Origin of the sequence: Anaerocolumna sp. MB42-C2, from assembly GCF_030913705.1 — a bacterium.
In the GTDB taxonomy this organism is placed as follows: Bacteria; Bacillota; Clostridia; order Lachnospirales; family Lachnospiraceae; genus Anaerocolumna.
In genome coordinates, this window is the sequence record NZ_CP133190.1 from 5,422,341 (window position 1) to 5,440,228 (window position 17,888).

General features: G+C 36.6%; 17 protein-coding genes. 14 read left to right on the forward strand and 3 right to left on the reverse strand.

Annotated elements, in window-relative coordinates; translation table 11 throughout:
• Positions 1-96: 96 nt before the first annotated feature.
• The 3 genes from RBU59_RS23925 to RBU59_RS23935 form a co-directional block, all read right to left on the reverse strand.
• A complete protein-coding gene (locus RBU59_RS23925) occupies positions 97-2,481 on the reverse strand; it encodes a glycoside hydrolase family 2 TIM barrel-domain containing protein (RefSeq protein WP_308144985.1) in 2,385 nt (794 codons plus the stop codon).
• Between the two features lie 375 nt (positions 2,482-2,856).
• The gene (locus tag RBU59_RS23930) at positions 2,857-3,657 is read right to left on the reverse strand and encodes a YibE/F family protein (RefSeq protein ID WP_308144986.1); all 801 of its coding nucleotides are present in this window, start codon (positions 3,655-3,657) and stop codon (positions 2,857-2,859) included.
• Between the two features lie 117 nt (positions 3,658-3,774).
• Positions 3,775-4,884 carry a YibE/F family protein gene (locus RBU59_RS23935; protein WP_308144987.1) on the reverse strand — a complete coding sequence of 370 codons (1,110 nt, stop codon included), beginning with the start codon at positions 4,882-4,884 and terminating at the stop codon, positions 3,775-3,777.
• Between the two features lie 415 nt (positions 4,885-5,299).
• On the opposite strand from RBU59_RS23935, the gene RBU59_RS23940 reads away from it, so the two are divergent.
• The 14 genes from RBU59_RS23940 (at position 5,300) to RBU59_RS24005 (ending at position 17,886) form a co-directional block, all read left to right on the forward strand.
• The gene (locus tag RBU59_RS23940; protein ID WP_308144988.1) at positions 5,300-6,271 is read left to right on the forward strand and encodes a DUF4180 domain-containing protein; all 972 of its coding nucleotides are present in this window, start codon (positions 5,300-5,302) and stop codon (positions 6,269-6,271) included.
• Between the two features lie 13 nt (positions 6,272-6,284).
• The gene (locus RBU59_RS23945; RefSeq protein ID WP_308144989.1) at positions 6,285-6,647 is read left to right on the forward strand and encodes a DUF4180 domain-containing protein; all 363 of its coding nucleotides are present in this window, start codon (positions 6,285-6,287) and stop codon (positions 6,645-6,647) included.
• Positions 6,648-6,761: 114 nt separating this feature from the next.
• Positions 6,762-7,454, forward strand: a complete 693-nt coding sequence (locus RBU59_RS23950; protein WP_308144990.1) for an aspartate/glutamate racemase family protein — start codon at positions 6,762-6,764, stop codon at positions 7,452-7,454.
• A 149-nt stretch (positions 7,455-7,603) separates the two neighbouring features.
• Positions 7,604-8,227 (forward strand): TetR/AcrR family transcriptional regulator, encoded by a 624-nt coding sequence (locus tag RBU59_RS23955; protein ID WP_308144991.1) that lies wholly within the window; start codon positions 7,604-7,606, stop codon positions 8,225-8,227.
• A gap of 1 nt (position 8,228) precedes the next feature.
• On the forward strand, positions 8,229-8,927 hold the full coding sequence (locus tag RBU59_RS23960) for an ABC transporter ATP-binding protein (protein ID WP_308144992.1): 699 nt from the start codon (positions 8,229-8,231) through the stop codon (positions 8,925-8,927).
• Between the two features lie 29 nt (positions 8,928-8,956).
• Positions 8,957-11,176, forward strand: coding sequence for an ABC transporter permease (locus tag RBU59_RS23965; RefSeq protein WP_308144993.1), 2,220 nt, complete (start codon positions 8,957-8,959; stop codon positions 11,174-11,176).
• Between the two features lie 388 nt (positions 11,177-11,564).
• A complete protein-coding gene (locus RBU59_RS23970) occupies positions 11,565-12,503 on the forward strand; it encodes a GNAT family N-acetyltransferase (protein ID WP_308144994.1) in 939 nt (312 codons plus the stop codon).
• 12 nt (positions 12,504-12,515) lie between these two features.
• Positions 12,516-13,196 (forward strand): PIG-L deacetylase family protein, encoded by a 681-nt coding sequence (locus RBU59_RS23975; protein WP_308144995.1) that lies wholly within the window; start codon positions 12,516-12,518, stop codon positions 13,194-13,196.
• Entirely contained in the window at positions 13,190-14,104 is a 915-nt protein-coding gene (gene murQ / locus RBU59_RS23980) for an N-acetylmuramic acid 6-phosphate etherase (protein ID WP_308144996.1), read from the forward strand. Before RBU59_RS23975 ends, murQ begins: the two co-directional genes overlap by 7 nt.
• A 78-nt stretch (positions 14,105-14,182) precedes the next feature.
• Positions 14,183-14,671, forward strand: a complete 489-nt coding sequence (locus tag RBU59_RS23985) for a PTS system mannose/fructose/N-acetylgalactosamine-transporter subunit IIB (protein ID WP_308144997.1) — start codon at positions 14,183-14,185, stop codon at positions 14,669-14,671.
• Positions 14,672-14,689: 18 nt separating this feature from the next.
• Positions 14,690-15,484: a PTS sugar transporter subunit IIC gene (locus RBU59_RS23990; RefSeq protein WP_308144998.1), complete on the forward strand. Its 795-nt coding sequence runs from the start codon at positions 14,690-14,692 to the stop codon at positions 15,482-15,484.
• The gene (locus RBU59_RS23995; protein WP_308144999.1) at positions 15,484-16,347 is read left to right on the forward strand and encodes a PTS system mannose/fructose/sorbose family transporter subunit IID; all 864 of its coding nucleotides are present in this window, start codon (positions 15,484-15,486) and stop codon (positions 16,345-16,347) included. The genes RBU59_RS23990 and RBU59_RS23995 overlap by 1 nt, the downstream gene beginning before the upstream one ends.
• A 322-nt stretch (positions 16,348-16,669) precedes the next feature.
• On the forward strand, positions 16,670-17,062 hold the full coding sequence (locus RBU59_RS24000; protein ID WP_308145000.1) for a PTS sugar transporter subunit IIA: 393 nt from the start codon (positions 16,670-16,672) through the stop codon (positions 17,060-17,062).
• Positions 17,063-17,172: 110 nt separating this feature from the next.
• Entirely contained in the window at positions 17,173-17,886 is a 714-nt protein-coding gene (locus tag RBU59_RS24005) for a GntR family transcriptional regulator (protein ID WP_308145001.1), read from the forward strand.
• The last annotated feature ends 2 nt before the right edge of the window (positions 17,887-17,888 follow it).

Sequence of the window (17,888 nt, forward strand, 5' to 3'; positions counted from 1 at the left end):
AAGAATGTAAATGATCTGTATGTTTTTACCGGGCGAAGTATCTAATAATAAATAATATATAATTCCGGTTCAGAGTAAGCTAGAGTTTGAATTAGATTATAACCCGTTTCTTTCGTTATTCACATGTAGGGATGCGGCTCTTAGATTTTCACCATTAACAGTAATCACAGTTTGTTTGGAGATATCCTCCGGTTTTACGTAAATTATTAAATGTCCCTGATAAACCCTGCGGTAGGTTGCGGAATAGTCAGTGTTGTCTGCAAGATCTCCATTCTCCAATCCAAGCAGACTGCCGTTATCCACTGTTATATGCAGACAGGAGCAATCGGATAACACATCATTTCCCCGGTAATCTTTCATGGTAACTTCAATCTGATATAGGCGTGATTCCTGTAATGGATGGGTAATATCTTCCCAACACCTTAAACTCACCTGGCAGGCAGTTCCTGTAGTGGTAAGAGTGTGGCTAATAGCTGTGTTATCGGCGGTTATCCCTTTAGCCATTAAGATACCCGGGCTGAAGGGAAGCGTTAAGGAAATACAATCTTTATCTATATCTTTTTCATAAACTCCAAGCAGTTCTTCGTTAAGATAAAAAGTGATATCTTTCAGATTGGTATAACATTTGATTAATATTTCTTCTCCCGCCGTATAATTCCAGGAATCGTAAACCGGTGTCCACTCACCTATATCATTGGAAACTAATGTGGTTGATATATGTACAACGGGTTCCTCCGACCAGAAACTCTGACGGCGGTAATACCAGGGTTTTTCAAAACCGGCAAGTGTCAATAGGCCGGAACCGGCGCCATGAATCGGCCAGCCGTGAGCTTCACCCAGATAATCAATACCGGTCCAGAGAAATTGACCGGAGATATAAGGATTATCGGTAACAGCCCTCCAAGCTTTTAGACTATGGCCGTTTTCGCTTCCGAGAAATGGCTTGTCCGGATATGTCAGGTGACTTTCTTCGTAAAGATGTTCCTTATAATTGTAACCTGCCACGTCCAATGGATCCAAAAAGCCAAGAGCACCTGAGAGCTCCGGAAAAGCGGCAGCAAGTGTAACAGGTCGGCTGCTGTCATGTCTTTTAACAATTTCAGTCAAATGCCTGGATAATACAGCCAGACGTTTGGCATCAGGACGTTCCGGATTGTATTGCCGCTCTTCTGCCGGCTTATTGGTATCGTTATTGCCGGTCATGGTGTTAAACGACGGGTGGCAGTAAGGATCATTAGGATAGTCAATTTCATTGCCGATACTCCACATGATTATTGAGGGATGACAGCGGTTTTTGCGAATAAGGGCTGTGAGATCCTGCTCATGCCAGAGAGGAAAATCCAGATAATATCCCTGGTGTTTTGGCGGATAGACATTGTGCCCGGTACTCCACTTATTTTTAGGACCCTCCCATTCATCAAAGGCTTCATCCATTACCAGAAATCCCATTGAATCACAAAGGTCATACAGTTCCGGCATGTGAGGATTGTGGCTCATACGGATGGCATTACATCCCATATCTTTCAGCTTTCTTAAGCGTCTGATCCATACTGCCTCGGGCACTGCGGCGCCAAGGCAGCCGGCATCATGATGAACGCATACTCCTTTTATTTTCATTGGAACCTCATTTAAGAAAAACCCCTGATCCGGATCGAAACGAATACTGCGGATACCAACTTTCCTGGAATCGGCAAGATAGGTAAAAGTATCACCCTCCGGTTGTTCCAGGCAAATCCAGGTTTCAAGAGTATATAAATGAGGGTGCTTAGGTGACCAGAGCTGCGGTTTCTCAATAGTAGCGTTTGTAATCATTGTTTTTTGACTGCCGGCTGGAACAGTATCAGTTGCTGTTGCGGTAATCTCTTTGCTATCCCAGATGAGTTTACTTATAATTGTCAGCTTGGTGTCCTTATCCCGATTATTCATAATTTCATTTGAAACAGTAAAGGATGCCTTATCTGCCAAAACCTCAGGGGTAGTAAAAAAAAGACCGTCAGGGACAAGATAAATAGGTTCTTCTATGATCAGATTTACCTTACGAGTGATGCCGGAGCCTGTAAACCAGCGGGAATCAGATAGGTCCCGGTGGTCTACCTGTATACTGATGATGTTATCCCGGTCGTAACGAAACTGATCCGTAATATCATAAGTAAATGATATGTATCCATTAGGCCGTGATCCCAGATAGTAGCTGTTACACCAGATTTTACTGTTTTTATAGATCCCGTCAAAGGCCAGGCGGATTCGTTTACCAATCCAATTTTTGTTCGGAGTGATTCTGAGACGGTACCACCCTATACCGCCTGCAAGATAACCGGTGCCGCTGGAATACTCTTTAGAGAAAGGTAAAGTAACGGACCAGTCATGGGGAAGAGAAATTTCATCCCAATCTGTATCGTTGTACCAGGACTGCCAGGCATCCGGGCAGTCACCCAAGTGGAACATACAGTGATTAGTTAAGGTTAAGATTGTTTTATTCAAAAAAATTACCTCCAAATTCTTATGACTTATATGAAACTATTATAAAAAACTAGAATAAGAAAACAATGTAATTTAGAGAGAGTTATTGTAAATTAGCGACTTTTTGCAAGGGTCGTAACACGCTCCCGCTTGGATGAAGTTCGTAGTGGTACATAACAGTTACTCATCGAACTATATTCTACATCGCGCTAATGTGAAATTATAGATGTGCAAATCGACGAATATGAATTATTTGTATAGCTTTTGACGCTCGAATCATGATAGGTAATTGTGAAACACGGTTATTGTGTCTATATACCATACAATTAATACAATTCAAATTAAGCCTGGGGTTCTGATTTTGATAGTTTTGACGATTTTAAGAAACGATAGATGCTATTCTTCATGGCTCGCATTTTTTGTGAGGCTATTCATACTTTCCCTGCCTCGCCTTGAAGTTAAGAGATAAGAGGTGATTCCTGCAGTTATGGGGATAATCAGCGCGACTCCAAGGCCGCTGCAAAGAATGGATATTATTTCAGAGCAAAATATTTTCGAATTAATAATTTTACCAAAAGAATAATTTAAGTCTTTCAGCCACAAAATCAAAGCCATATATCCTCCCACAAAAGCAAAATATAAGGTATTTGTAGTAGTTCCAAGAATATCTCTGGATATATTTAATCCGGATTCAAACAAGTTATGTCTTGTAATGGATTGATTATGAAGAAATACTTCATTCATGGAGGAAGAGATGGATATCGCTGTATCAATGATTGCTCCGATTAAACCAATAATAATTGTGCTGATAACAACTTGGGTGAAATCGATTCCTATATAAAGAGAATATATGCTTATTTCTTCAAATTCTTCTTCACCAAATCCTTGTATCCGGGTTATAGTACCTATTAAGTATATAAATAAATACAGTGCTATTAATGTAACTATCGTTGATAAAAATGCAGCAATTGTCTTTGTGCTTATCCCGTTAATGTAGAAGAGAGTAATATAACTTATAAGGAAACAGGCTAAAAGGGTTATAAATATAGAATTTAAATTATGAGCAATTAGTATTATAGCAACATAAAGTATAAAAAAATTTATCAACAATGAGAAAAAGGATTTAACACCCTTTTCTTTTCCGATTAACTTCATCAAAATAAATAAAATGGCAGCTAAAATAATTATAACATTCATCGGTAATACTTACGTCAGGTTTGCCTCGGCGTCCTCTCTTAATTTTTTAATCATTAAATGTCTCTACGCTTATTGCTTCTGTAAGATGGTTTTTATTCTGAAGTATATTTATTTATATTAAAATTTTATATGTTTATTTTGCATAAACAGTGAGGCAAATAAAGAAATCGGTATAGTAAGGACGATACCGATGCCTCCTGTTAAGGCACGTATAAGTTCTAGGGAAAGGTTCACAGTAAATGTATATCCTGTCTGATAACCGTTTCTAAGATAAACCAGTAACATGGGAATAGTACCGCTTATATATGCAAAAAATAAAACATTCGTCATTGTACCCATAATGTCCCGCCCTATCTCCATTCCCGAATCAGTTAATGACTTTAGCGAAATATTCGGATTTTTTTCGCATAATTCATGGATGGAGGAAGAGATTGTTATGGATACATCCATAACAGCTCCTAAACATCCCACCAGGATTTCAGCCATAAAAATTTCATGAGGAGGATGGGTTAAAAACTGCATTTCTTCATAGCGTACTCCCTTTTCATTAGTTAGCCTCATTACAGCATAAGCAATGATTAAAGTAATAAAAGTACCTAATAAAGTTGATACAATTGCGGTTAAAGTCTTTTTATTTCTTCCACTCACAAGAATAAGAGAAAAAACAGTAAATACAATTACAACAATACAGCAGACTAGAAGTAAATTGATTCCTTTTAAGTATAAATCCATAACAAGAGAAAAAAGAATAATGTTAAAGGACAAACTAAATAAAGAAAAAAGTCCCTTTTTCTTACCAACAATAATAATAAAAACGGTAAATAACATAATCATAATTACAAGATAGCGGTCCCTCTTTAATCCCTTTATTGTTCCTGTTAATTTCGCGCTGGTATTGTCATTCAGTGATATAAATAAATTATCACCAGACTTATAACGATTGTCGGCGGCACCAGAAGAAGAATATTCATTCTGAAGTTCCACATATCTGCCTTTTAAAGCCCCGTTTAAAATTTTTCCTGTAAGCAGCTGTGTGTATATCATATCTTTATTTCTGTAGTGATCAACAGATTCTTCTTCCTTCATTAACTGTACACTGGTTACTCTAACAATTGTTTCTTTGTAATACTTATTATTCTGATTTACAAAAATAAGAGAAAATAAGCAACATAATCCCAATAGTGTATATAACATCAATTCCTTTTTATGTATAATCAATTTTTCCATAATATCACCTGCAAACCGTCTTTGGCTTCACACTTTTATAAACTTGTCTGAATAGTCTCTAACCATCCTATCATAATGCATAAAAATTGTAAATATTATATAAAAAACTTATAGCGTGCAGTATAAGTTACTGGTTACAGGAAACGAACGCGACGTGTTTTTTGTGAATGCATTGTCACAGAAAACCGGAGAATTGCAGCGCCAAAACGCTGCCTTCTCGTTTTGTGTGCATCGCGAAGCGTGTTATTGTTCACAGAACTGCTACTTTGCATGGGAGTGAACAGTAACGCAGTATAGTTACCTGTGATCGTAACATTAAATGTATTACTTATTATGATTTGTAAGAATTCATATTGATATTAATAATAACATGTGTTACTATTAACATATGTTATGAAAACAAGGAGAAAGAAATATGTCTATTGATTATGCAATTTTAGGAATATTAAGCCAAAGATCAATGACCGGTTATGATATAAAAAAGTTTATGCAAGAATCTGCTTTTATGTATTGGTCCGGTAACAATAATCAAATATATAAGTCACTGGTGGAATTACTTGATAAAGGTTTACTTACTTATGTTATAGAACACCAGGATAATTCCCCAACCAAAAAAAAATATACGATTACCGATAAGGGGCTTACTGTTTTAAAAGAGTGGGTACTGTCTCCGACGGAGCCTAATGATATGAAAAAACCATTTCTAGTTCAGTTTGCATGGTCCTGGCAGCTAAACTCAAGTGATCTGGATCAGATACTAAAGAGATATGAAACTCAGATAAATACGCAGTTGCTGATGCAGCAAAATAACAAACAGAATACTTATTTATCACCGGACAGAACAGAACTCACAACTGCGATTTGGAATTTGATTGACGACAATATAAAACGGACATATGAAAATGAGTTAGTATGGATACAGGATGTACGAAAAAAATTAGCAGGTATTCCCAATGAAAATGATGTGTTTGAAAGTGAGAAGAGAAAGGTGGGCGGACTAAAAGAAACCAGCAGTGAAGTTTTTCATTATTCCTTTATCAACAAAAACGAGATAAGTTATATTTATTTGAATGATTCGCAATTTAAGCTTTGTACGGAAAGAAATATACTGGACATTATTACTGCATGTGCTGAAAATAATACCCAGTTTGTACTGTTTGACCTTGTAACACTATCAAAGGATTTTCTCGACCTTAAAACAGGATTAGCCGCAGCTATGTTACAAAAATTTAGACTTTATCATATTAACTCTGCAATAATCGATGAGGATATGAATTTAAAAAGCAGTCTAAGAAAAATCCTTATCGAAAGCGGTAGAAATGAAACGCTCAGATTGTTTTCAAATAAAACCGATGCAGAAAAATGGATCTATGATCTGATACTTTAAAAGGAGATGTTTTATGAACTACAAAATAACTAAGATAAACAATTTAACGGTATATATTAAAAGTGACGACATTTTAATATCTGATACCCAATCTGCCCTTGATTTAATGATGACAGTTAATTATGAAAAAAACTGCAGCAGAATCATTATTGATAAAATAAACATATGTGAGGAATTTTTTATCCTGAGTAGTGGTATTGCCGGGGAAATACTTCAAAAATTTATAAACTACCAGACCAAGTTAGCAGTCATTGGTGACTTTTCCAAGTACAAAAGTAAGCCTTTACACGACTTTATATTCGAATGTAACAGAGGTAGAGACTTTTTCTTTGTAGATGATCTGGATCAGGCAATAGAGAAACTGAAATCATTTTAAAGCAGAAAAAGGAATATGCAGATTTGGGTACAGGAAGAGAAAAAACTTATGCAGCCTGTTTTTCAAAGGGTTGCACGTTTAAAATAAAATTTCATAATTGTGGGAGGAAAAGATTTGAAAACAATAGGATTAATCGGCGGAATGAGTTGGCAGAGCACTATAACATACTACAAAATCATTAACGAAACAATAAAAGAACAATTAGGCGGATTGCATTCTGCCAAATGCCTGCTCTACAGTGTGGATTTTGAAGAAATTGAGAAATGCCAGTCAAACGGGGAATGGGAGAAAAGCGGTAATATTCTATCAGAGGCAGCAATAAGTCTGGAGAAAGGAGGTGCAGATTTTATTATCATCTGCACCAACACCATGCATAAAGTAGTTCAGCAAATACAATCAAAGATAACGGTTCCCATCGTACATATAGCAGAAGCTACCGCAGAGGTACTTATACAGAGTAATATTAAAAAAGTCGCTTTACTGGGAACAAAATATACCATGACCCAGGACTTTTACAAAATGAAACTTATTAACAGAGGAATAGATGTTTTGATACCTGAAGAGAGTGATATTGAAAAAATTAACTCTGTTATATTTGAGGAACTATGCATTGGAATTGTATCTGAGAAATCCAGGAATGAATATATACGAATTGTGGATAAACTATCAGGGAAAGGAGCTCAGGGTGTCATCTTAGGGTGCACGGAAATCGGGCTGCTTCTGAATCAATTGGATGTAAATATACCGTTATTTGATACTACAGTAATACATGCAACAAAAGCAGCTTTAATGTCTATTGAAAAGTAAAGATTATAATAAATTTATATAGTTAAAAATTGTTGAAAATTATATTGACTACTCTGGTCACCTGAGATATAATAGTGGTGACCGGAGTGGTCATTTGTTTTGAAATCTACTTTTATCGAGTGAATCATAATATTAAAGAGGTGATAAGCATGAATGAGATATTTGCAAATTTAGAGCAGGAGAAACAAGAACGTATAATAAACGCAGCATTAAAAGAATTTGCACAGAATGGTTATGATAAAGCTTCGACCAATGTGATTATCAAGGAAGCAGAAATAGCAAAAGGATCATTATTTAAATATTTTAACAGTAAAAAGGAATTATATTTATTTTTGTTTGATTATGTGAACGGTATTATTAATAAAATCTATGATGAAATGGATTGGAATGAAACCGATCTATTTGAAAGAATGAAACAAATCGGATTGATTAAGCTTAGAATCTATAAACAATATCCGAAAGCATTTGATTTTCTTAAGAGTGTTAAAACAGAAAATTCATCTGAAGTGAAGACAGAAATTGATGAAATTAAAAAGGAAATAGTTGGAAACGGCTTCGGAATAAGTTATAAAAATATCGATAGATCAAAATTCCGCGATGATATGGATACGGAAAAGATAATGAACGTTATTACCTGGACAATCTTGAGCTTTGCAGAGCAGCAGGTAAATAAGGTCAGTTCTTTTGAAAATGTTGACATTGAATTACTTCATGATTGGGACGATTATTTTGATATATTAAAACGCTGTTTCTACAAAGAGGAGGAACAATAATATGTTTATTTATATTTCAGACCTGAAAAAAAGTTATACGTCAGGTGAGATTAGAACGGAAGTTTTAAAAGGAATTGAAATGCAGCTGGAGAAAGGGGAAATCGGCGTTATCCTTGGGCCTTCCGGTTCGGGAAAATCCACGCTTATGAATATTCTGGGCGGTATTGACCGTTGCGACAGCGGTAAGGTATTAATCGACGGGGTAGAAATCAATAAATTGAATGAAAACCAGCTGACAGATTTTAGACGAGAGGACATCGGTTTTATCTTCCAGTTCTATAATCTGGTCCCTAATCTTACCGTCGGGGAGAATATTGAAGTGGTGTCTAACATAAGTAAATCACCTTTAAATGTAGATGAAGTTTTAAAGGCTGTGGAAATGCAGGATAAAAAACACCGTTTCCCCAGGGAACTAAGCGGCGGTGAGCAGCAACGTGTATCCATTGCCAGAGCAATTGTCAAGAATCCTAAGCTGCTCCTTTGTGATGAGCCCACCGGTGCACTTGATTTTCAGACGTCCCGCAGTATTTTGAAGCTCTTGCAGCAAGTGAATAAAAAATACGGAACAACCATTTTGATGATAACCCATAATGCTGCCATTGCGGCTATGGCTAACCGTGTATTTAAGGTAAGAAGCGGGGAGATCGTAGAAGCAGTGGTTAATCAGGTGACGGTTCCGGCGGAAAGGATTGAGTGGTAATGGCATTAAATAGGAGAGTTTTTCGAATATTGAAAGAAAATGTTATACGGTATCTCGGAGTTCTTATATTAATTATCCTTGGAAGTTATACATTTTTAGTAGCTACAGGAATAGCTGAGAATCTGGGTGATTTGGTTACTTCCTTTACAGAAGGAAATAAGCAGGAAGATTTGTCCTTTCTAACTGATAAGCCAATTGCAGATAGTGAAAAATTAGAGAAAGATTTTAATGCTTTAATCGAGGAGTCAAAGAGCTTCGATGCGGCTCTTTCTGATACTCTTACACTTCGGCTCCTTAGTAATACGAAAAAGGTGAACATTCCGGCTGTAACAGAAGGACAGCCTCTTTCCGGCCCAGGAGAAATACTGCTTGATCCTTCTTTTGCCAAAGCAAACGGTTATCCTGTCGGGAGTAGTATCAATGCAGGAGGCAAAACATTCAGTGTCGTAGGTTTTGTGTCCTTGCCTCATTATATCTACCCATTAAAAAATGTTAACGATATTATGAACTCACCTGATATTTTTGGAGTTGGAGTTATAAATAGCGAAGATTTTAACGGTTTAGATAATGCTTCGGTTATATATTCCGTCAGATTTAATAACAGAAGTCAGAGTATTAATGAACAAGCGGTACAACTTAGGGAACGTCTGCATGATGAGGGAATTACAGAGTCTGAATGGATTGATATTATGAACAATAAACGTGCCAGAATGGCCTGGGCATCCATAACAGGTATGAAAACCATGAGTGTACCCCTGCCGTCTGCAATGTTTCTTATGTGCTGCTTAATAATCGGCATTATGATTTGGCGTATGATACGCCATGAATCAGTGATCATAGGGACACTTTATGCCCAAGGTTACCGAAGACGTGAATTAATCAGGCACTATATGGCAATTCCAATAATTCTGGCTTTAACGGGCGGCATAATTGGCAGTCTATCTGCACTTCCATCCATCGCACCTGCGGTAATGGCCATGATTTCATATTATAACGTACCCGTGAATGGTATTGAACTAAATTTTCTGAATGTCTTATTAGGAATTTTGACTCCGGTCCTGTTTTTAGGTCTTAGCAGCTACGGTGTAATTCGTTTGGAACTAAAACGTTCCCCGGCAGAACTTATGAAAGGAGACAAACAAAACAACAAGGTTAATGCCTTAGAACGTATATTTAAGCTGGAAAGATTATCATTTCATGCAAAATTTAAACTTCGGGAGCAGCTTAGAAGTGTATCACGTCTTGTATTTCTGTTATTGGGTGTTACCATTGCGTCTGTTCTTATGCTTTTAGGATTTACGATAATGAATTCTATGAATTATGTATTTAATAACAGCACGAATGGTACTTATAAATTTGAATATGAATATGCCTTTAAAGACATTCAATATGGTGAAGCTCCGGAGGGGGCAGAAGTATTCTCAGCCGGAAGATTTTATCCGAAAGGCCAGGAAGAAATCGAATTTTATGTTACCGGTGTAGAACCTGATTCCACAATATTAACGTTAAAGGATAAAAAAGATAATCCGATTCCGAATGATCAGATAAACATTACAAAACCTTTGGCGGATCGGCTTGGCATTCGGGCCGGGGAAACTGTTAGTGTCATAAATAAGCAGGATGGAAAAACTTATACTTTTCATATTGACGCAGTGGCCGATACCTATGCAGGACAGTTTATATTCATGCCCATGGCCGAATTTAATAAGAAACTTGGTATTCCCGAAAATAGTTATATGGGAATTTGGAGTACCAAAAAGCTTTCTATTCCGGAGGATAAACTCTCAGGCATAAAATCGTTGAGTGAGGTCTCAAATGCAATGGATGAATTGTTAGGTCCGATGGTTTCCATGGTGGTGGCAATGACGGTAATTTCCTGTGTTGTAGGTCTGATTATTCTCTATCTTGTAACCTCATTGATTATTGAGGAAAATAAAAATACTATCTCATTGTTTAAGATATTTGGATACAGATATAGGGAAATCAAATCGCTGATACTAAACAGTTCAACCTTTGTACTCATTGGTGGATTTATAATCAGTATTCCAATTATGGCGGTATCAATGGGCGCTATGTATGGTTATCTTGGTGACATGATCAATTTAGTGCTTCCAACTATCATAAGCCCGGTTTATGTAGTGTTCTGTTTTGCCGCAATTATGTTGACGTATCAGCTTAGTAAATTGCTATGTGCAAAGAAAGTGAATGCAGTTTCTATGAGCGAAGCGCTAAAAGCGGGAGTGGAATAAAAATTAAGAGTGACAAGATAGGCAAAGAATAAGACGAATTTAAACGAAAGATATGCAGAAATTCTATAGACAAGAAAAAATGACTGATTAGGACAGAAATGTTCAATTGGTCATTTTTTTATCTACTATTAGAGATAATAAAAAGTGGCTTGTACTAGGCAGACTCTATATATTAATCTATGATTTTAGCTCATATTTGAACAATGTGCACTGAGAAAATATGCTTTTTAGTTAATTTGTTGTAAACTGTGTAAAAATAACTATTGTAATCATTAAGTTAATATGCTACAATAAACTCACTTAACATATTAACATAACAACATATAAACATATCAACATGACAAGCGGAGATACACGATATATTTAAAAGACAGAGAGGAGGAATAAAGTGCGGATAATAAACTATAGTCAAAAATATGAAAAAGAAGTGGTAGAGCTTTGGAATAAAACTCTGACCATGGATCCGATTACCATCCACAAATTTAGAAAACAGGCATTATTTGATGATAACTTTGATTCAGAATTGTGTTTTATTGCACTGGAAGAAGAACTTGTTGTTGGTTTCCTGCTTGCAACAAAAAGAAAGTTTCCATACCTTGAAAGAGGACTGGAACCGACGAGGGGCTGGATCAATGTTTTATTTGTTCATAAGGATTACCGACGAAAGGGTATTGCTGCTGCCCTGGTGGAACATACGGAAGTAATATTAAAATCATTGGGTGTTGAAACAGTGACGCTAGGCGCTTACAGCCCAAATTATTTTTTCCCTGGTATTGATAAAGAGAATTACAAGGAGGCTATACAATTTTTTGATAAAGTGGGTTATATTCCAGGGAAAGAAAGTTACTCCATGTGTAAGGATTTACACGGTTATCAAATCAGTGAAGAAAGTTTGGATAAACAAGCCAAAGCTCAGGAAGCCGGATTTACTTTTCAGAATTTTGATTACAAATACTCCATAGAATTACTTGAATTTTTAAAAAATGAATTCGGAGGAGGCTGGAAACGAAATGCATTAATGGCCATGCAAAATAATACGGCGGAAGATTGTATTCTCCTTGTATTGAATTCAGAACAAAAAATTGTCGGCTTTTGTATGAGAATGATTGATGGTAACCCGATGCGCTTTGGGCCCATCGGAGTGAAAAATGAGGTCAGGAATTTTGGAATTGGCGGAATATTATTTGATATCATGCAGTTCGAAATGGAAAAACGGGGAATCTATCACTTATATTTTGTCTCAACGGATGCACCGGGCAGAAGATTTTATGAACGGCATGGTGTTCAGGTGTTTAGAACCTATGTGGATTATCAAAAATTAATCTAAGAGGAGGAAACTATGAGTGAAATAAAAAGAGTAGTAAGTATAGGAGCTCATTCCCTGGATGCTGAGTTATTGGGAGGGCCTATTATGTTAAAGTATGCAAAAGACGGAGCGCATTGTACTTATATTCATGTTACCCAAGGGCGTTTGGAAGATCCGAATGCGGCAGAAGAAGCAAAACGTGATTATTTACAGCAACTATTAGAACAAAATAAATGTGCTGCAAAAAAATTAAACGGGGATACTATATGGCTTGGTTATGTATCCAGCAATATGCCGTCTTTGGAAGAGTTTTCCTTAAGACTGGAACAGTATTTCGCAGATGAAAAAGTAGATCTGGTAATCACGCACTGGAGAGGTTCCATGCATCCAAGACATATTAACACGCATGACGCGGTGACAAACGCGGTAAAGCGTTTACGTGAGAGGGGAAGCTCTATAAGGTTAGTATATGGAGAAACGTTCGAGGATTTGGTTGGTTTTATTCCACAGGCATACTTTAAGCTTGAACCGGAAGAAATAGAACAGTGGTTTACAGGACTTAGAGAATACTCCGTGTTCCGTGGTGAAATTAATGATTTTCCATATAATGATTACTATTCAACCATTGGTAAGGTACGTCAGATTGAATCAAATAATAATGGTTTCACTGTTGCCTATATGTATGCCAGCCTGATAGAGAATAAATTATGGTAGATACTATGGATAGGAAAACAAAAGTGAATATTGACCATTTAAAGACAGAAAGCCGCAATCCGAAAACATTGAATCTGGATACTATGACTACCATGGAACTAATCCGTATCATGAATGAAGAGGACCAAAACGTTATTAATACTATTAAAGAAGCATTACCCCAGATTGAAAAAAGTATCCGCTTAGTAATTGAAGCTCTTGATCAGAAAGGCAGATTGATCTATATGGGTGCAGGAACAAGCGGAAGATTGGGAATTCTTGATGCTGTAGAATGTGTTCCGACCTTTTCTACTACAAATGAGGTAACCGGTATTATTGCAGGTGGAGACAAAGCTTTTGTGAGGGCAGTTGAGGGTGCGGAAGATTCGGAGGAACTTGCTGCCAGTGATCTGGAAGCTATAAAAATAGGGGAAGAAGACGTTGTTGTTGCAATTGCTGCATCGGGAAGAACTCCTTACGCAATCGGTGCTTTAAAATATGCTAAAAAATGTAATTCCAAATGTATCAGTATCTCCTGTAACAAAGGTGCTAAGTTATCAGAATATGCAGATGAAGCCATTGAAGTGGATGCAGGTCCTGAGATTTTAACCGGGTCTACCCGTTTAAAAGCCGGAACCTGCCAGAAAATTATTTTAAATATGATTTCTACGGCAGCTATGGTTGGAATAGGTAAGGTATATGGAAATCTGATGGTTGATATGAAAGCAACAAATCTTAAACTGATAGAACGAGCTAAAAGGATTGTTATGGAAAGCACCGGGTGTGATTTAGGGACAGCAGCCAAAACCTTAGAAGAAACGGAAGTTTCCATCAAGGAAGCAATTGTTATGATCCTGACAGGTGTAGACCAGGTAGAAGCGAAAAAGCGGCTTGCTGATAATAAAGGATTTATAAGAAAATGCATATAGGAACTGACAGGATTAATAAAATGTACAAATGGGATATGTAAGCTAAAGGGATTATCAAAGAAAGGAGGGGGTAGTAAAATGGCAAAGACATATATACGAGTGGATGACAGATTGATTCATGGGCAGACAATTGTAGCATGGTGTCCGACACTGTCTATTAAGGAAATAATTGCAATCGATGATGTAAGCGCTAAAAATCCGATGCTGAAATCAATCATGACAATGGGTGTACCATCAACCTATAAAACATTTATCCTGACCACAGAAGAAGCGAGAAATTTATTGGCGAAAGAGAGCAATGGGAATCGTCTGGTTATTGTTAAATTTCCCGGTAAATTAGAAGATTTGAAAGAAGAAATACAAAGCGCTGAACTGGTTATATTGGGAAACCTTGCGAAACGCGATAATACAATCCATAAAGTAAGCGGTGCTACGGGGATATTCTATTTAAGCGAAAATGATGTGAGAATTATTGATAACGTAGTTTCAAATGGAACGGAAGTTTGTTTTCAACAATTACCGTCAACGACTAAAACAAGTTGGGAAGTATTTAAAAAATCTATATAATTAGAAGAGGAGAAGATTATGCAAATTTATCAAATAATTTTAATCGCTCTATTCGTGTATTTGGGTTCAATTGGCTCTATCGTTGGTAATACGATTGGCTGGTATACATTAGGAAGGCCATTGGTAGCATCCTTAGCTGTTGGAATAATTATGGGGGATGTTCAAACTGCTGTATTAGTTGGTATTGCCCTGCAAATTATGTATATGGGTAATGTGACACCCGGCGGTGCTGTTGCCTGGGATTTATCTTACGCTACCTATATCGGTGTTGCAGGCGCACTTGTTTTCGGCAAAGGGTTAGACACTACACAGGTTATTGGTTTAGCGGTAGTATTTGCCGGTATCGGCGGTTTAATCGGACAGATTATGTGGAATATTTCCTATGCATTAAATTTACCTTTGAATGTAGTGGCACATAAATATGCAAAAGCAGGTGAAACAAAAAAAATGTTTGTTCCGAATCTTGTTTTAGGGCAACTAATCGGTTTTGCCTGTCGTTTTATTCCTGCTGTAATATTACTTACTTCGATGACTGCAGCTTCCGCTCAGGGTGATTTTGCATCCATAATACCTGGCTGGGTTACTACGGCATTAGGTATCTTTGGTGGTATGATGGCTGCCTTAGGTATGGGAATTATCCTATCTTTCTTATTAAAGAAAAAGTATCATATTGCTATTTTCCTGATTGGATTTATCCTGGTTACCTATTTCAATCTAAGTACTATGGCAGTCGCTGTCGTAGCAATACTCGCTGCTGTTCTGTATTATGTTATAAACTCAGGCTTAGAAGCTAAGAAAGGAGAAACAATATAATGAAGAAAATCAGTGATAAAACGCTAAAAAAATCTTTCTTTAATTGGTTTTTCTGGAATGGATGTTCACAACAGGCAGAAAGTATGCTGGGTTTGGCTTTCGGACAGTCAATGGCACCAGTGATTGACGAGTTATATGATACAAAAGAAGAAAAAGCAGAAGCGTTAGAAAGACATATTACTCTATTTAATACAGAATCCCAGGTTGGGTCCATATGCAACGGTGTTGTCTGCGGACTGGAAGAAGCAAATGCCAATAAAGCCTGTACTCCTGAATTAATAAATAGCGTTAAGGTTGCTTTGATCGGTCCAACCTCCGCCATTGGAGATTCCTTATGGGTTGCAACCTTTATACCTATCCTCCTAACCATTTGTCTGTCTATTTCACAGGCTTCTCAAAGTTTTGGATGGTTAGGACCGGTGATCTATATGCTGGTATATCCGACCGGAACCTGTTTATTAAGCTGGTATTTATTTAAACTGGGTTATAAATCCGGTATTGAGGGTATGCAGGGATTCATGTCAACCGGGAAACTTAGTTCCTTAACCGATACCATGACGGTGTTAGGTTTAATCGTAGTTGGTGCATTAACGGCATCTTTTGTTAATTTCACTTTGCCGATTCAAATCATCCGGGATGTATTTGATGCTACAACAGGCAAAATGTTAGCAGATCAGGTTATTTTCGATGCTGATAAAATTGTTAATTCTATTTTCCCTAAAATGTTACCTTTATTATTAACCTTAGTTGTATATTACTTATATTCCAAGAAAAAATGGTCACCGCTTAAACTGATGGGATTAATTCTTGTAATGGCCTGCCTGCTTACGCTGATCGGATATGCAACAGGATTCTATAAATAATTATAGATAGATTTGAGTATCAAAAGTCCAATATACTTTTATAAGTACACAGTTTTAAAACATATTCTGTTAGAAATTATAATATTTAAACCAAACATAATTGATATAAAATGAAATAGAGGGTACTTTTAGACGCTAAATGATACGTCTAAAAGGTACCCTCTATATAAAGAAAAATTGCAAATATTTATTCAATTTAGCGCGGATTACTATGTTAAATCAATACAGCTGGCAGTTGTTATCCGTGTACCTCTGCTTAGCAGCAAATGAAAAGGAACGGATTATCCACGGTAGAAAATATAAAACCAAAGGAGAATTATATATGATAGTAGTAGTAATGGGACATGGCGGTTATGCCAAAGGTGTAAAATTAAATTTGGAGATGATAGTCGGGATACCGGAATTTATGCATTTTATTGATCTAACCAAAGAAGATGATTTATACAGTTTTAAAAATAAGGTTGACTTACTATTACAGGAGTTTAATGAAGAGGAAGAAGTATTATTTGTCTGTGATTTGCTGGGAGCTACACCATTTCGTGTTGCCGCAGAGATTTGTGTATCTCATCCTGGAAAGTATTATACGGCAGCCGGTTTAAATGCTATGGCATTGATGGAAATAGGTATGACTGATAATCGTGGTCTTTCGATAGAAGAACTGGCGAACCGGGCAGTTGAAACTACAAGGTCGGCAGTAGCTAAATTCCCCGAATAAGTAAACATAAAACTGAATTTCACTGCAATACTAAGATTGGCACTTTTTAAATGTCATGTTATAATAGAAAGCAGTGATTATGTTAACATATGAGGAGGTTATGTATTTTTATGGAATATCAAGTACCAAAGTATTTACAAATCAAACAGGATATTATAGACGCAATTAAGTCAGGTGAATTAAAACCGGGTGATAAAGTTGACAGTGGATCTGTACTTAAGGAAAAATATAATGTATCAACAATTACAGTCAGAAAAGCCTTTGATGATCTGATTAATGAAGATTATCTGGTTGGTGTGCAGGGGTTAGGAACTTTCGTTGCCAAAAAGCATATGAACCGCAGACTGACATCCATCAGCTTTAGTGATGAATTAATACAACAGGGTTATAAGATTGATATGCAAGTTGATAAAATAGAGGAAATTGTGAACGAGAGTATTGCAGAAAAATTACTAATACCTCATAATCAGAAAATCGTATGTGTAAGAAGAATAAGACTTGCCAATAATGAACCGATTGCTTATCAAAGTTCCTTTATGGACAGTAATATGCTTAGCCTGGAACAGGCACAGAGAATTCTTGAAAATAAATCATTTTATAAGACATTGGCCGAGTTTAATATTGTTCCGGTCTTAGCTAATGAGAATTATTCTATTAAAGAAGTGAATGACAGCAGAATTGCTAAATTAATGAATGTTAAAAAAAATACGGATACATTTTTTGTTAAAAGAACTACAGTGGATGAGTCCGGTAAAGTAATCGAATATGCCGAGACTTATTTTAATAAAGAGTGGTATTCTGTAACGGTGGAAGTAAAGATGTAAAG

Coding starts and splice junctions, on each gene's coding strand:
- RBU59_RS23930 (WP_308144986.1), bottom strand. CDS start 3,657: ATGAATGTTATAATTATTTTAGCTGCCATTTTATTTATTTTGATGAAG.
- RBU59_RS23935 (WP_308144987.1), bottom strand. CDS start 4,884: ATGGAAAAATTGATTATACATAAAAAGGAATTGATGTTATATACACTA.
- RBU59_RS23940 (WP_308144988.1), top strand. CDS start 5,300: ATGTCTATTGATTATGCAATTTTAGGAATATTAAGCCAAAGATCAATG.
- RBU59_RS23945 (WP_308144989.1), top strand. CDS start 6,285: ATGAACTACAAAATAACTAAGATAAACAATTTAACGGTATATATTAAA.
- RBU59_RS23955 (WP_308144991.1), top strand. CDS start 7,604: ATGAATGAGATATTTGCAAATTTAGAGCAGGAGAAACAAGAACGTATA.
- RBU59_RS23960 (WP_308144992.1), top strand. CDS start 8,229: ATGTTTATTTATATTTCAGACCTGAAAAAAAGTTATACGTCAGGTGAG.
- RBU59_RS23975 (WP_308144995.1), top strand. CDS start 12,516: ATGAGTGAAATAAAAAGAGTAGTAAGTATAGGAGCTCATTCCCTGGAT.
- murQ (WP_308144996.1), top strand. CDS start 13,190: ATGGTAGATACTATGGATAGGAAAACAAAAGTGAATATTGACCATTTA.
- RBU59_RS23985 (WP_308144997.1), top strand. CDS start 14,183: ATGGCAAAGACATATATACGAGTGGATGACAGATTGATTCATGGGCAG.
- RBU59_RS23990 (WP_308144998.1), top strand. CDS start 14,690: ATGCAAATTTATCAAATAATTTTAATCGCTCTATTCGTGTATTTGGGT.
- RBU59_RS23995 (WP_308144999.1), top strand. CDS start 15,484: ATGAAGAAAATCAGTGATAAAACGCTAAAAAAATCTTTCTTTAATTGG.
- RBU59_RS24000 (WP_308145000.1), top strand. CDS start 16,670: ATGATAGTAGTAGTAATGGGACATGGCGGTTATGCCAAAGGTGTAAAA.
- RBU59_RS24005 (WP_308145001.1), top strand. CDS start 17,173: ATGGAATATCAAGTACCAAAGTATTTACAAATCAAACAGGATATTATA.